Source organism: Undibacterium sp. Di24W (assembly GCF_049340325.1).
Lineage (GTDB): Bacteria > Pseudomonadota > Gammaproteobacteria > Burkholderiales > Burkholderiaceae_D > Undibacterium.
In genome coordinates this window covers 63,081-78,844 of record NZ_JBMPOP010000009.1, presented here as the reverse complement: position 1 = coordinate 78,844, position 15,764 = coordinate 63,081, and the positions used below count along the sequence as shown (strand labels likewise).

Genomic DNA, 15,764 nt, shown 5'->3' with positions numbered 1-15,764 from the left:
AGCCAGTATAGAGATGCATCAAATACGATGCGCGACATGAGCTGTGCCGACAGAATGTACTGAGTAAACCCTTATACTAGTAAAATTCAATGAATATTAAAAACTTGCGGTGGGATTGACATGAATCAAGAACTTTCGAATGTAGCAATAGATGTGAGCACGGCGCATCAGCCTGTCGCAGAGAATGATGCGTCACTGTTGGACGATGTTGAAGTGCGTGTGCTTGCGTCTCTTGCTGAAAAAGAGGCCGCCACACCAGACAATTATCCTATGTCACTCAATGCGTTGGTGAATGCATGCAATCAACTTAGCAGTCGCGACCCCGTCATGAATTTGACGGAAGACGACGTAGTGCAAGCAATCGATCGTTTGGTATTGAAAAAACTGGCAGGCGTGATACATCAGGCCGGTGCTCGCGTCGCGAAGTATGAGCATAGACTCAGAATCAAATACTTATTCGATCAGGATAAGTTAGCGGTGCTCGCTACTTTGATGTTGCGTGGTGAGCAAACGGCGGGTGAAATTCGTAGTCGTTGTGGTCGTTTGCATGATTTTTCTTCGGTCGAGCAAGTAGAGAAGACTCTGAACTATCTGATGGATAAATACCCGCCTTTGGTCACGCGTTTAGCGAAAGCACCTGGCAGCAAAGAAGCGCGTTATGTGCATCTCTTGAGTAGCACCGAAGAAGATGCACAGTCTATCGCCGCTCGACCGATAGGGTCGCATAGAAGTGAGGTCGGTGGCAGCAACGCGGATCGTATAGCTAGCTTAGAAAATGAAGTGCAAGCTTTGCGCCTGCAAGTCAAGCAACTGACTGAGCAATTCTCCCAATTTGCTAAGCAGTTTGATTAAACCGATTTGACGAAGTTAGATTGGTGTCGCCAGTTTGTAACAGACTGTTCGTTTAATCAAATCGTATTTGAACCCTGTGTTTTCGTCCTTGATCGTATCTGTCTGGAAAATCTCTGTGCTAGGTATTAGCATGATCTCACTTTGATGGAATGCGGAGAAAATGAAGATGTGGAGACGACTCACTGAATGGCATCGCAATTGGCAAGACGAATTGCTGGCCATTTTACTCACCCCCGAAGTAGCGCAAGGTTCATTGAACCAAAAGATTGCACGTAGCATCGAACGTTTAACTGCGATAGAGCGTAGGCAGTTGCATCAATTTTGTGAGAAATATAATGGCTGGCGTCTATGGCGAGTTCTTTTTGCGTGCGCGCTCTTTTTTTGTGGCGTGGGTCTGACGATCACTCTTTGGAAAGAGAACATTACTAAAATTAGCGCGATGTTGATTGCTAATGTTGTTGGCTTCAGTTTGCTATTAGCATTGACTTCAATTTGGTTCAATTATCGTCGCGTCGTCGAGAAAAAATATACGATATTTTTCTTCACGCAGATCAGTGTTTTTGGTGGTGCTTTTATTGCTAGTGCTGTCATTGCGTTAATGACGAATAAGCCTATATTGCCATTGCTCCTAGAGCGCGCACCAACAATCTTAACGATATCTGCCGTGATCAGTGCGGTGTATGGCATTTTGGTTGGCATAGTGGCAGCGTGGCGTAATGTAGGCTATGAGCGCATTGCGACTCAACTGCAATGGGAAGCAGAGCGCGATAAAGTCGCACGTGAATTGAGTGAATCTCAATTGCGTTTGTTGCGTGCTCAGATCGAACCCCATTTTTTATTTAATACCTTAGGAGCGGTACAGCAACTAGCAGAACAAGGTGCAAAGGGGCTTGATGGAGAATCGAAAGCAGCACAATTAACCGCAAATTTGATAGTTTTTTTACGTGCGAGTATGAGTGAGATGCGCTCCGAGCAGATCAGTTTGGAAGAAGAGTTCGCGATGGTGCAAGCTTATCTGCAAGTGATGCAAGTGCGTATGGCACATCGTTTAACATTTAGCATGCATTTACCGGAACAACTCCGGGCGTATAAAATTCCAAGTATGGTTTTATTAACCTTGGCAGAAAATGCGATTAAGCATGGGCTAGAGCCATCAATTCGAGGCGGCAGTATTCATATTAACGCTGAGGTTTCAGGCAACGATTTATGCATTACGGTACAAGATACAGGTGTAGGTTTGAGTGACAAGCCAAGCAACGGTATCGGTTTGCAAAATATTCGTGATCGCTTGCGTCTTGCCTATTCGGATAAAGCTGGACTCGACATAAGTGAAGCGGAAGAGGGCGGCGTTATCGCTGAGATTTCCTTACCGCTTGTGCAAAGCGCAGCACTTTAATTCAAATTTGGATAAACCAATGACGATAAAAATTTTAGTCGCCGAAGACGAACCTTTGATGCGTGACCGCTTGCTCGGGCAATTGGCACGTGTTTGGCCACAGGCGGAGATTGTAAAAGTGGCGGAGAATGGAAACGATGCGTGGGATGGGTTTTTAGAGCATGAGCCCAAACTTGTTTTTCTAGATATTCGTATGCCTGGTATGTCCGGTATTGAGGTCGCGAAAAAAATCGGCAAAGCAGCACATATCGTTTTTATCACGGCATATGATCAATACGCAATTGAGGCTTTTGATGCGGGAGCCGTCGACTATTTGCTTAAGCCGGTACAAGAGCAGCGTTTGGAAAAAACGATAGAACGTATTAAAGAGAAATTAAATGTGGTTCCAAGCGACCTATCAAGTTTGTTGAGCGGTTTGCAGCAAACTCTGCAAAACTCTGCGCCTGGCACTATGCCTAAGCAAGAAAAGATGAAATGGATCAAGGCGACCGTCGGTAAGCAGATTAAACTAATTGATGTTGATGAGGTTTTGTTTTTTCAATCGGATACGAAGTACACACGGGTGGTACTCGCAGATTACGAAGCCTTAATCCGCACCGCGTTGAAGGATTTAATTGATGGTTTAGATAGTGAAAAATTTTGGCAAGTACATCGATCCACCGTCGTTAACACCAAAGCGATTTTGGCGGCAGAACGATTGGATGCAGAGCGTATGCAGATATTGATCAAAGGTTGTAGTGAAAAACTCTTGGTAAGTCGAAATTTTACGCATTTGTTTAGGGAATGAGTTAGAGAATGAATTTGAGAGTGAATTGACAATAGCGAAAGTGTTTCTGCTCGGTGCCTGAGTCGGAAATCATTAATTTCACGTATACTCCGGCATCTTCTTCGCTGTTTTACATGGTTTACCTCAGTTTTCCTGTGTAAATCGAGTCTATGTACTTAAAGCAGTGTTCAATAGAAATATCACTTCAACACTATTCTCAAGGAATTTCCATGTCACAAGTTCAATCCTGGTCTGATATTTCAGACGTCAGCATCTCTGAAGTCGGCGTACGCCAACAGCACCGTCCTTCAGAAAACTATAAGTTTTACAGCAATACTTACGAAGCCAATCAAAGCATCACGATCAAAGCTTCACATGGTTTTCGTGTTTATGTGTTGACCGGTAGTTGTGCTTTGAACGTCAACGGACAAGTGCTCGAGTTGGAAGCGGAACAATTTATACAATTAAAAGATGGCGCTTACACCTGTGACACAGGTAGCGAAGGCGTCAGTATCGTCAAAGTCTTTAATGCTGCAAAACCGGCCGTGAAACCAGCAGCAGTGAAGAAATAAGAGATCGCGACGATGTCAGATCAAGATTTAGAACTAATACAAGAAGCCCGGGTGTGGCAAGCTAAAGCTTGGACCGCACGCGTGATTAAGAATGATGATGACGATGGTTGGGCGGTCGCCATGTACAAAGACGGTGAGGCAGAACCGGCCTTGATCGGACCGTGGACTATGGGACGCGATAAAAAAAATCCTAAGCCTTTAGATCACAATGCGTTTAACACGCTAGTGAAAACCGCCAGCGAATTCGTCCGTCGTCATGAGCAACAATTGTATGCGACTTTGAATAAGAATTTGATCGTGAGTGGCGCGGAGATGGATTACAAGATCTGCCTGCAGATCATTCCGGATGAGGATGATCCTTATGCTTATTTGAGTGCGTTTGATCCTGAAGGGGAGCAGATTGCAAAAATCAAAGTGCGACCGGATTTTAAGTTGAATCAGGCTTCTGCTTTGAAGTGGATGCAGCAGGATTTTGGTAGGATTGATTGAGGTAATGTGTAGGGTGGGTGCAACCCGCGCTGTGTTTTTGTTTGTATTTCGTTCTAACGTTTTGGATTGCTCGTTGGTCTGTAGGTCGGGTGTGGCCCGACAGCTAGTTACCTTTTTTGCTTCGCCAAAAAAGGTAACCCAAAAAAGGCGACCACGCTGCCACTGGCCTTCGGCTTCCCAATTGTGCAAGACAAAAAATGGGAAAGCTTCGAAACTCGCTACGCTCAAACAACGAAGCTTTCTTTGTCCATTTTCTGTCCTGCACAATTGGCAGTGTCAGAAGTGGATGAAGGTCAAAGTCAAAAACAACCCCAACATCAAAACAATCAGTCTCGACAAACATACATTTTTCTAATGGCAGCTGTAGGTCGTTGCTTTTGAATTCGCTATTGACTTTGCTGTTGACCTACCCCCGTTCGAGACGATGTAATTTGTGCATCACAGAAAATGGATAAGAAAGTGTTGTTGTTTGAGCCGCAGGCGAGTTTCAACACTTTCCCATTTTTTGTGACGCACAAATTATGCTGAAGCGCAGCGTAAGCACCCGAAGGGCGAGTCTACGGTCGCCTTTTTTGGATTACCTTTTTTGGCGAAGCAAAAAAGGTAATTGGCTGTCGAGCCACACCCGACCTGCAAACGATGAGTACTTACAAAAATCAATTGCGCGAAAAAAACACAGCGCGGGTTTCACCCGCCCTAAAAATTTAATCCATGCTCAAACATTAAAGCTCGAATCATATAAGTAAACCAAAAAACCAAAACCTATCCCACCCCATTATCCTGAATCAACCTCAACAAAGCCGCACTATCCAAACGTGCCGCCCCATCCCCACCATCCAACAAACTATCTGCCAAATCACGTTTTTCAGCATGTAAGGCGAGGATTTTTTCTTCTATCGTGTCTTGTGTCACCAGGCGATAAATGGTGACGGGACGTTGTTGCCCCATACGATGGGCACGGTCGGAGGCTTGGTCTTCTACTGCCGGATTCCACCAAGGGTCGAGATGGATGACGTAGTCAGCGGCGGTCAGGTTCAGGCCGGTGCCGCCGGCTTTTAAGCTGATTAAGAAAATATCCCCTTGTCCCGCTTGGAAGGCATCGACGCGTTTTTTTCTTTCTAGAGCGGGCGTGCTGCCGTCCAGATATTGATAGGCGATGCCTTGTTCGTCTAGCCACTCGCGTACTAAAGCTAAGTGATCGACGAATTGGCTGAACACCAGTGCCTTGTGGCGGTTCTCTAATAATTCTTCTACCGTGCTTTGCAATACACTTAATTTACTGCCGCTGATTTTGGCGTTTTTCATGACCAGTTTTGGGTGGCAACAGAAGCGACGCAGTTTGGTAATCTCGGCCAGTACTTGCATGGCTTGCCCTTTGCTAGGATCGGCCTGACTTATTTTGTCTAGCGCTTCTTGACGTAATGCTTCGTATAAATGCCGCTCTTCATCGCTCAGCTCGACTTGTAGATTGATCTCGGTACGAGCCGGTAATTCGCTGAGCACTTGAGTCTTGGTACGACGCAGTATGAAGGCTTGAATCAATTTTTTGAGATTGGCGCGCGCGACCTTGTCGCCTTTTTCTATCGGTAAGGCAAAGCGTTCAGCGAAGCTTTCTTTTGATCCTAATAGCCCAGGATTAATAAAGCGGAATAGATTCCATAATTCACCTAAATGATTTTCTATCGGCGTGCCGCTGGCGATCATTTTGAAATCGGCTTGTAATGCCATGGCGGCCTGACTGCGTTTAGTAGCAGCGTTTTTGATGACCTGCGCCTCATCTAAGACCACGCTGTGCCAATGCACATTGGCGAAGGCGCTGGCATCTTGTTGCAACATGCCATAGCTGGCGATGACAATATCGAAAGCACCTAAGTCTTCTAATGAGCGTTGCTGCTGATAGGCGCGTACGCGCAAGGTCGGTGCAAAACGGGCGACCTCGGATTGCCAGTTCATTGCGACCGAGATAGGCGCAATCACCAAGGCTGGGCCTTGCGGTGCGCGGTCAATCAAGAGCGCCAAAGTTTGTACTGTCTTGCCCAGGCCCATATCATCGGCGAGACAGGCACCCACGCCCCAATGCGCTAAGCGTGCCAACCACTGAAAACCTTCTAATTGATAATCGCGCAGTTGCGCCTGTGAAGTTGATGGTACTTGCGGTGTAAATTGCGCCAGTGCGTCGAGTTTGCTCACTTGCTCGCGCCACGCTTTATCGGCATTTAATTCACCGGCTTCCGCTGCTAGTTCTGCCATCGCGGCGGCGGCTAAAGGATTGAGTCGTATCCCATCTTTACCATTCAATTCGCCAAATAGGCGCAGTTCGTCCAGACGTTTGCGGAAGGAGTCGGTCAGGGCGAGAAATTCATTGTCGCCTAATTTTAAGAATCGACCTTTGCTGGTCGCCGCCATCTGCAGTAATTCACGTAGGGCCAAAATCCTACCGTCATCTAGACTGATTTCACCACCAGCGATAAACCATTCACCTTGCTTCTTGATCGAGAGGCGCAGATTGCCCAGACCACGCTGACCTTGGAGGCGGAAGCGTTCGCCTTTAGGCCAGACTAATTGCAATTGCGCCTCAGGTAGCGCTTTTAGTTGCGTTAATAACTCAAGGCATTGTTCTGGTTCCTGCCATTGCCATTCATTATTGTTTTCTTCTGCTTCAGAGAAAGCGGGGCAAGTTTTCAGTAAGCCTTGTAAAGCGTTTTTTTCTTGTGCGAGATCGCGGCTGGCTTGCACAGGTTTGCCTTCGTGTTCGCCCAGTACGTGGGCAGCCCCTTTACCCGGCGTGAACCAGCCAGATTCAACTAAAGGACGCACTAGAATTTGCACCCGCAAGCCTTGTTTCAAGGGAAGTAGATGCGCAAATAAAGTTGAGTCAGCTGCTACCGTGTGCATATGCTGCGCCAACTCAGGCAGATCAGAATGGATGGAAAGATGCGGCGCGATCGCAGCGATCACATCAACCAGTTGCGCTTTGGCGGCACTCGGTACGGTTAAGCCTGTGCCTAAAATGCCCGCGATTTGTTTGATCTCTGGACTAGAGCTAAATAGCTGCAGTCGGGTCGGCGTTTCTTTGCGTATCAGATAGGCTTGGTCTTGTTGCAGAGCGGGTTCTAATTGCAGACTGATTTGTTGATTCTTTTCTTTCAGTAGTAAGCTTATTTCGCCTTTGGTGATTTCTACGCGAGTGTCTGGCGCATCGTTCCAATAGATATGCGGATGATTCAGTAAAAGCGGCAAGGCGCGTTCAACATCCAGCATATATTCGCTGCCGCCATAATAGCCACCGTAAGTTTTGCGTATGCAGCTCGCGATTTTTTTATCTTGCTCGCTCAAATAGGACAGCGCTTCGTCTTCTTCTAATAAGCGTTTTAATGCCACAGGACGGCCTTTGCCCCAGACGCCTTTGGCGCTGGCTTTTTGCTCGCGCGGCTCTAACTGTGCGTCGTCGCGTAGTAGCGTGAGCATCCAAGCCAAACGCGTATCAGCGGTGGTTTTCTTATGGTCGCCGGGTTCCGCTACGTTTAAATTCGACAAGGCTTGCAAGGCTCGTTGCCAGCTTTCTTCTTTTTTGAATGCAGCAAACAGAGGTTGCAATTGCCGTTCTTGATGCCAACCCGCTAATTGTGGACTGTCGTTAAATTGCTTAATCAGCAGGGCATCTGTTTCCGCCGCCAGCCAATGGTAACCGCGCTGTTGATATTGTTGACATGCGGCTTGCAAACGGCTGTGTACATCTTCGCGTTGCGTTTGATCTTCCCAGAACAGCGCCAATCCTTCGAACAGGGTTTCCACGCTGAGCTGACGTTGTAGTACGTAGCGCTTGGCTTGCAGCGCGATACCTTGGTTTAGATGATTGCTCAGCGCTTCCAATAGATAGTAGGTGAAGCCATCGTTTTGTTTGATGCCTTCATCGACGTGTTCTTTCAGTTTTTTTCTATGCTCCGGTGCATCACTGGCGAGCAAGCTCACGGTGTACAGCAGCCCTGCTAGATCGCTCAAGTGTATTTTGCGCTTACCTGTTTTTACCTTGATTTGTTTGACGATGTGTTCGCTCAGAAGCAAGGCTTTTGGGTAGTCATTTTCTTTGATGGCGAGTATGAATTGATAGGTCGCTTGATCTGATTCGGGACATAAATCTGCGATTGCATCCAGTACCTCAAATTCACCGCGCAGCAGGCATTGCCAGGCAAATTGTTCAAATAGAAATTCTATTCCCAGCCCAAATTCGGCCAGATGCTGGCGGGCATAGTTAAATGCTCGTTGCACATCATTAATATGCCAATTTGCATCAAAGAAGAGGTCAGATAGCAAGGAGGCTTGCGCAATTTTGTCAAAGCCAGAGAAGACTTTTTCCCCTGGCGCACTGCGGAACAGAATTTCACCCAGTGTTGTTCTATCCTCGCTTTTTGCAGAAAAAAACTCATCTCGCCAATAGACGGTACCTTTGGCATCATTAATGAATAAAGAAAACAGTAACTCACGCCGACAGAAGGCGGCATTCTTTGCTTTCCAGTTATCGTATTCTTTTCTATTTGCGAGCAGCTGCCGGATGCTGTTGATCCAATTTCCCAGATCCGTATGCTGCTTCAAATGTAGCAAAACCGGCATCTGTAAATCCTCTGCCAAGGCATAGCCTTTACCGCTAATCGGCACGACCAACTGCTGTTCATGCAAGCGCGCCAGGTAATCGCGCACGGTCAAAATGCTAGGGATTTCTCCCGCCTTGCCGATTGATTCTCGACGCATTAGCAAAAGCTCCAGCATCGCAGCCTGACTTAAAGGCGCGTCGAATAGCGCAAGTGCGTACAGAAACGGAAAATCTTCAGGAGCTAGATGGTCGAATTGAGACATGAGGTGCTGTGCAGGTGAGAGCGTGTGCGCGCTAAAAGCAAATAGACAACATTTTAACTTATGCCCAGAGTATCCACATCGGTTTTCCTAGATTGCACATGTTAAGGGAATAACTCTTAAGGTTTTTCATCTACACATTAGTTTCATACGGCAAACTAACAATAAACGTCGTACCCTTATCAGTCTCACTCTCAAAACTGATACTGCCTCTATGCTTGTTGATGATTTTCTTGACGATATCTAAGCCGAGGCCGCTGCCTTCGCCGACTGGCTTGGTGGTGAAAAATACGTCAAAAATTTTCGAACGTATTGCCTCGGGTATGCCGGCGCCGGTATCGCTGATGCTGACGACAGCGTTGTCGTCGATTTTTTGTAGGTGTATCGTCAATCGTCCTTGATAATTCATGGCTTGTAGCGCGTTATGGATTAGATTAACCCAGACTTGTACCAGCTCATCCGGCCAACATAGCAGCGCTGGTATTTCTTCGAATTGGCAGATCAGTTCAGTGCCTTGGTTGATTTTGTTTTGATAAAGCGTAAGCACGGTTTCCATGCCGTCGCGCAGATTGGCCAGTGTCTTTTCGTTGTGATTGCCGATGCGGCTGAACGACTTAAATGCGAACACAATTTTTGCGACGCGGTCCACTGCGACTTGAATATTTTCTGCACTGTGTACGATGGCGGCGATGGAGCTGGCGGCTTGTAGTATGCGATCTGACTCTGGGTGCTGGAGTAATGGCAAGAATTGTTCTAACTGATGTTGCGTGCGTAATTGCACCATGACTTTGGCTTTGCGACGGGTGTCGTTTAATCCTAATTGGTTTAGTGCTTCGGCGGTGCTGGCGATCAGTTGTCGTTCTTCACGGGTATTGAACAGATGCTGTTGTGCTTTGACTTGCGCGATTAATGCCATGAATAATTCTCGTGCGTCCTTATCGAGCATAGCCATCAACTCAGCTAGCTCGTGCATCGCCATGTCGAGCGCGGTAGAAATATTATTGCCGCTCGATTTTATCGCCCCTATAGGCGTATTAATTTCGTGCGCCACATTCGCGACTAATTGCCCTAGTGAGGCCATTTTTTCTTGCTGTGCTAATTGTCTTTGCGCGTCCAATAAATGGCGGTGCGATTGAGAATTGGCTACGGCGATCGCAACATAACTTGCTAAGGCGCGTAAGAATTCTAATTGATCCTGACTATAGGCGTGCTGGCGTGGACTTTGCACCGTCATGCAACCGATGACTTTGGCTTCGACAAACAGCGGCAGGTAGATGATCGATTCCATAGCCTGCCCATATTTGGGGCGAGGAATACTGTCTATGAACTGTAATAATTCTTCAAGCTTAGCTGTAACCAGCTCACGCTTTTGACGCACACACCAAACCGCAGGGGTATGTTGTTCATTGAGCGTGTATTGAATTGCGGGCTGACGGGCACCGTCTTCGACGAGATAATCCAATTCTATCAACGCGTCGGCTTGATCGCTGTTTTCGCAAAAGGCGATCCCAAATACATGCGCGTCCAAGCGCGCTGAAACTTGCTTATGAATTTTTTCAAAAGTTTGTTCTGTGTCCAGGCTCGCGGTTAATCCTTGACCTGCTTCTGCTAATTGCAAAATATCTTCAGTTCTTGCCGAGACCAATTTTTGTAAATTACGTTTCTCTTCTTTGACACGTGCTAAGCGCCAGCGATACAGGGTATAAATCAAACTCCCCGTCAGCAATAAGCAGAGTGCAATAAACCAAGTCGATTGCCAGAAAGCAGGGAGTACTTTCACTGCCACCGACAATTCAAATGGACTCCAATCGCCTTGCCGATTGCTGCCTTTAACTTGCAAAGTGTAGTCACCCGGCCATAGATTGCCATAGCTAATGCTTCTATGCGAGGCATCAGTTTCTATCCATTCATTTTGGTAGCCTAGCAGACGATACGCGTAACGATTTTTTTGCGGCGACAGATAGTCGAGGGCGGACACCTCGATTTCAAAATGACGTTGTTCGGGATGTAGCTGCAAACCATGCTGGAGTATGCCCATCGCCTGATCGATACCATTGATTTTAAGGCCAGTCGCCACGACCGGTGGTTGATATGACCAGGCCTGAAATAATTCCGGTCGTATGATTGCGACACCTTGCGTACCGCCATACATAAATATGCCATCGCGCGTTCGAAGGTAAGAGCCTACCCACGCTGTTCCTATATCAACTCCATTCGATTTGGATAAATCGTGTAGACGCTTGGTTTTGGGGTCATACACATACCATTGTGTCCAGATTCGGCCGAGTTTGTCTTCTAATAAATTGGCGCCAAAATAGAGACCGGGACGACCGAGTTGATCGCTGATATGTTCGAACTTGGCGGTCTTGCCATCCCAGCTCAATAGTCTGTCGAAACCCTGTGCGGTATCGACCCATAATTGCCCCTGACTATCGATCAATAATCCGTTGACCTCGTTCGAGCTTAAGCTATCTCGCAACATAGGATCGTGTAGTATTTGTTGTAAGTGCTTACTGCCTGGTTGGTACAGCCACAATCCCGATTCGCTACCTATCCAAATACGTGCTTGCTGGTCTTCGGTGAATGAGGTCACATAACTATTCATCGGCACACCAGAAAATTCCGTGAAACTGGTAAACCCTTGTTGACCTGCTTTCCTTAGCGCGACCCCCAAGGTCGTGCCTACCCATAAGTCATCATTCTTGCTGGTGTAAAGACTGCGAATCTGATTGCTCGGCAGACCATGTTCCATCGAATAAGTTTGCCAATCCTTTTTACCCATTGTGAGCTTTTGTAAGCCGGATAGTCGCGTACCAGCCCAAATGCTTTGATCGGCTGTTTGCGCTAACGCTAGTACCGCTGTGGCGATGGTTTTGTCTGGTCTATCCGTGTCTGTTCGGTGACCACCGATTAAGCCTAATTTACGATCAAAAATATCGATGCCATTGCCGTCTGAGCCAATTAAGATTTTGCCGTCACTGGTTTCCAGCATGCTACGAATATTGGAGCGTGTCAGACCACTACTTCGATTGGGGCTCTGACGCAGCATGCGCACAGCTTCTTGATGATTGCTATAGCGTTGCAGCCCGCCACCCCATGAGCCCACCCAAAGCATGCCGGAGCGATCAAATAACATGGCGCCAATCTGATCGAATGCCAAACTGCCGGCCACGGCCGCATCGTTGCGTATCCTGTGTATAAGTTCACCGCTACTCGCGTCCAATACATAAATGCCGTAGCCGTAGCGATTAAGCCAGATTTCTTCGGGCCGCACTTGGGTGATGATGTCGATGACATTATCACCTAGGCTATTTAAACCAAAATTGTCTAGTTTTACTCGATGCAATTGCTTACTATTGGGATCTATCCAGGCGACACCGTTTTTCACAAAGCCTAGCCAGATCTTGCCATCTTGTGCCTGAAAGATACTGCGGATTTCATGACCGATCAAGGAATCTGCTTGTTTGGGATCAGTTGCGACCAGTTCAAAATTGGGGCTATTCTTTTTGAGACGCTGCAAACCATTGCTCATGCCTATCCACAGCGTTTCTTGCTGATCTAGATAGATACTGCGCACCTTGTCGTCAAGTAAGCTCAGTGGATCGTCGGCACTATGTCGATATGAAGTTATTTTTTTACGGTCTGGACTTAAATACAAGAGACCTTGGTCTGAACCAACAATCCAGACGCCACCACGGGCATCGCCTTTAATGCTTTGTATGGCACCTATGTCCAATGTTTTGTCAGCTTGTTCGCCATAACGTAAGGCTGAAAACTTTCCGGTGGCCGGATCGAAAATGGAGATGCCACTGCTCAGGCTGCCAACCCAGACGTGCCCATCAGGCGCCGCCCACAAACTCTTAATGTAATCGCCAGAAATTGAATTGGGGTTACGTGGGTTGTGTACAAATTTTTCAAAATGATAGCCATCATAACGTACTAGGCCGCCTTGCGTACCTATCCAAATCAGACCCTGAGCATCTTGCGCCAGCGCGGTCACGATATTCATAGGCAGAGAGTCTTCATTACCTATACGCTCGAAATAATGTTGGGCGTAGGAAAAGTCTTTATTGGTCAATAAGGTTTTGTCGGCACTCTTAAATTCAATGTTGGCGCCTGCTGTCGCAGTTGCAGCATGAGCAAATGACATACTTTGACTTAACACCAAGAGTGCCGCACTGATGACGACAGTGAGTGCTGGAATAATAGGCATCGCTGGTTTGCTCAAGGCTGGAAGAAATGTGTTTGTATAGTAGCATTGCAGCACAATGCTGCGTGAGGAGTGTGGTCAATTAGCAATGGCTATCCGTGTCATTCTTGATGTGATGGGCGATTCTGATTAGATTTGCACACAATGTGTGTCTGTCTGCTTGCGATCATTAGAAAATTCAGGAATACTTGAACCGTGGTATTCCGGTTTCCCATGCTTTAAGCAGCATCTCAGAGTCACATAGCAATATGTTAAATCGATAGGGCGGCGCATTCACCGTCTTCATGTTTTTGTGTTTTTTCTAGATTACACTTAGCGCAGCTTATGATCGATAGCGGAATCATTTTATGTGTCGATGATGACACCACAGTCTTAGTCGCCTTGCGCACTTTATTGACGCATGCAATGGGTAATGACTTGCTGATAGAAATCGCTGAGAGTGGTGCCGAAGCCTTAGAATTGTTGGAGGATCTGGAACAACAAGGGCAGCATCTGAGCATTGTTATCTCGGATTTCATCATGCCGGGAATGCGGGGCGATGAGTTGTTAATTCAATTGCACCACCGTAGCCCCAAAACCATCACTATTATGTTGACTGGTCAAAGCGATTTTGACAGTGTCAAAAAAGTGATTAATCAGGCGAACCTTTATCGGTTTTTAGAAAAGCCATTTAATCACGATGACATTATTCTTACGGTGAAGTCAGCCTTCTTAGCCTACGAACATGAACGAACCTTGTGTGAGCAAAACCAGCAACTCCGGATATTGAATAATGAGTTCGGCGTGATGCTGAGTAAGGTGCAGGAATCTGAGCGTCTATTGGAACAACGGGTGGCGCAGAGAACCCATGAGTTAGATGAAAAAAATCAGGCATTGCAACTAGCGTTGCGAACGTTAGAAGACGTAGAGAGAATCGCTCGGCATGATCTGAAAACACCCTTGGTCAGCATCGCCGCAGCTCCTTCATTATTTCGAGCAGGACGCACTTTGTCAGCGCAAGAAGAAGAAATTCTCGGCATGATAGAGAATGCCTCGAATCGCGCAATCAGCATGGTGAATTTGTCCTTAGATTTGTTCCGTATGGAGAGCGGTAGTTATGTATTCCGTCCGGTCGCGGTAGATTTAATAGCAATCGCTAAGCTTGTTGCAGTCGGATTGCGAGCGCAGGCAAAGTCTAAATTCGTCAACATACAATTGCCTGAAAATGCTGCGACTGTGTATGTCGAAGGGGATGAGTCTTTATGTTATTCCATCCTAGGTAATTTGATCAAAAACGCCGTGGAGGCTGCACCTGAGCATACTGCCGTCGATATCACACTGGTCGATGATGTGCTGGTGCAGTTACGTATCCATAACCAGGGCACCGTGCCAGTCGCACTCCGCGAACAATTTTTTGCTAAGTATTCGACTTCTGGCAAAAGTGGCGGTACAGGGTTAGGCACTTACTCCTCACATTTGCTAGCGACCGTGCAGGGCGGTAGTTTAACGATGCAGACATCAGAGATTGAAGGTACCAGCTTGTGTTTGTCTTTGAATCGTAGTCAGGCACCACAAACAGCACGTCATAGCGAGGCGTTAGCGTCGCCAAGCCAGCATGTGAATGGTTTGATAGTTACTGCGCCAAATTCGAAGTATTCCCTTCTGTTGGTGGACGACGATGATTTTAATCAAATGGTGATGGCCGAATATATTCCTAAAGAGCGTTATACGCTGGATTCTGCAATCAACGGCCGCATGGCGCTGGAAAAAGTGATGCTGCAACGTCCAGATATCATTATCATGGATCTCGATATGCCGATTATGGGTGGCATTGAATCCTTACAAGGTATCCGCCAATATCAGGCGCAATATGCACAAACACCTAGTTTTGTTATCGCCTACTCAGGTAATGACGATGCACAAAGTTGTGCCACGTATTTGCAGTCAGGTTTTGATGCCTGTTTAAGCAAACCGAGCAATCGCGAAGAAGTTGCCACTATGTTGAGAATGGCTAGCCTTGCTTTGTCTGGCTTGACAACAAGTTCGGAGCAACTGGATAACGCCTGATTGGCATCAAAGCTTGATTGAATTTCGTGTGAAAAGTGGGACACCTCGTCCTAACCGAAAATGAATCTGCCAAAAGCGAATTAATAAGATCTAAAATTTCATGAAAAAACTAAATGAAAGAAATCGAATGGAGAAAATACAATGAGTGAATTTGCGCACGATATCAAAAAATTTAATGGCATTTATAAACTGCCTGTGAACGCAAGTCCTAGTCTGGATGTCGGTGTACCCGCTGCAGATCGTATGGCGGCATTTAAAGATATTTTGATGGAGGAAGTAAATGAGATTGATGAAATTATCGCCGCGCAAATCGCGGGTGAAGATCCGCTCAAAGTCTTAACGATGCTTGCGGATTTACTCGGTGATATTCAGGTGTATTGTGCCTCGGAGATGGCAAAATTTGGTTTGCCTTTGGATCAGGTTTTATCGATCATTATGCAATCGAATTTTTCTAAGCTTGGCGCGGACGGATTGCCTATTTATGACGAACGCGGCAAAGTTATGAAAGGACCTGGTTATTGGAAGCCCGAACCTAAGATTCAAGAACTGTTGGCATCATTAAAACAGTTTGACGGTCGGTGA

Annotated in this window: 9 protein-coding genes; 7 read left to right on the top strand and 2 right to left on the bottom strand. The window is 46.6% G+C overall.

Annotated features, from left to right (window positions below; translation table 11 throughout):
* The first annotated feature begins 120 nt into the window (after positions 1–120).
* The 5 genes from ACO0KZ_RS17840 to ACO0KZ_RS17820 all read left to right on the top strand — a co-directional run bounded on the left by ACO0KZ_RS17840 (position 121) and on the right by ACO0KZ_RS17820 (position 4,075).
* Complete coding sequence (locus ACO0KZ_RS17840; protein ID WP_422997695.1) at positions 121–852, top strand: YceH family protein; 732 nt, start codon at positions 121–123, stop codon at positions 850–852.
* 166 nt (positions 853–1,018) lie between these two features.
* The gene (locus tag ACO0KZ_RS17835) at positions 1,019–2,248 is read left to right on the top strand and encodes a sensor histidine kinase (protein ID WP_422997693.1); all 1,230 of its coding nucleotides are present in this window, start codon (positions 1,019–1,021) and stop codon (positions 2,246–2,248) included.
* Positions 2,249–2,267: 19 nt separating this feature from the next.
* Positions 2,268–3,035 carry a LytR/AlgR family response regulator transcription factor gene (locus ACO0KZ_RS17830; RefSeq protein ID WP_422997691.1) on the top strand — a complete coding sequence of 256 codons (768 nt, stop codon included), beginning with the start codon at positions 2,268–2,270 and terminating at the stop codon, positions 3,033–3,035.
* A gap of 209 nt (positions 3,036–3,244) precedes the next feature.
* Positions 3,245–3,586 (top strand): hypothetical protein, encoded by a 342-nt coding sequence (locus ACO0KZ_RS17825; RefSeq protein WP_422997689.1) that lies wholly within the window; start codon positions 3,245–3,247, stop codon positions 3,584–3,586.
* A gap of 12 nt (positions 3,587–3,598) precedes the next feature.
* A complete protein-coding gene (locus tag ACO0KZ_RS17820; RefSeq protein ID WP_422997687.1) occupies positions 3,599–4,075 on the top strand; it encodes a hypothetical protein in 477 nt (158 codons plus the stop codon).
* Between the two features lie 762 nt (positions 4,076–4,837).
* Here the strand turns inward: ACO0KZ_RS17820 and ACO0KZ_RS17815 are convergent.
* Together ACO0KZ_RS17815 and ACO0KZ_RS17810 are read right to left on the bottom strand one after the other, a co-directional pair.
* Entirely contained in the window at positions 4,838–8,929 is a 4,092-nt protein-coding gene (locus ACO0KZ_RS17815; protein ID WP_422997685.1) for a DEAD/DEAH box helicase, read from the bottom strand.
* Positions 8,930–9,059: 130 nt separating this feature from the next.
* Entirely contained in the window at positions 9,060–13,139 is a 4,080-nt protein-coding gene (locus ACO0KZ_RS17810) for a sensor histidine kinase (RefSeq protein ID WP_422997683.1), read from the bottom strand.
* A gap of 321 nt (positions 13,140–13,460) precedes the next feature.
* Here ACO0KZ_RS17810 and ACO0KZ_RS17805 point away from each other — a divergent pair, with 321 nt between their 5' ends.
* Together ACO0KZ_RS17805 and ACO0KZ_RS17800 are read left to right on the top strand one after the other, a co-directional pair.
* Entirely contained in the window at positions 13,461–15,182 is a 1,722-nt protein-coding gene (locus tag ACO0KZ_RS17805) for a response regulator (RefSeq protein ID WP_422997681.1), read from the top strand.
* Between the two features lie 141 nt (positions 15,183–15,323).
* Positions 15,324–15,764, top strand: a complete 441-nt coding sequence (locus ACO0KZ_RS17800; protein ID WP_422997679.1) for a pyrophosphatase — start codon at positions 15,324–15,326, stop codon at positions 15,762–15,764.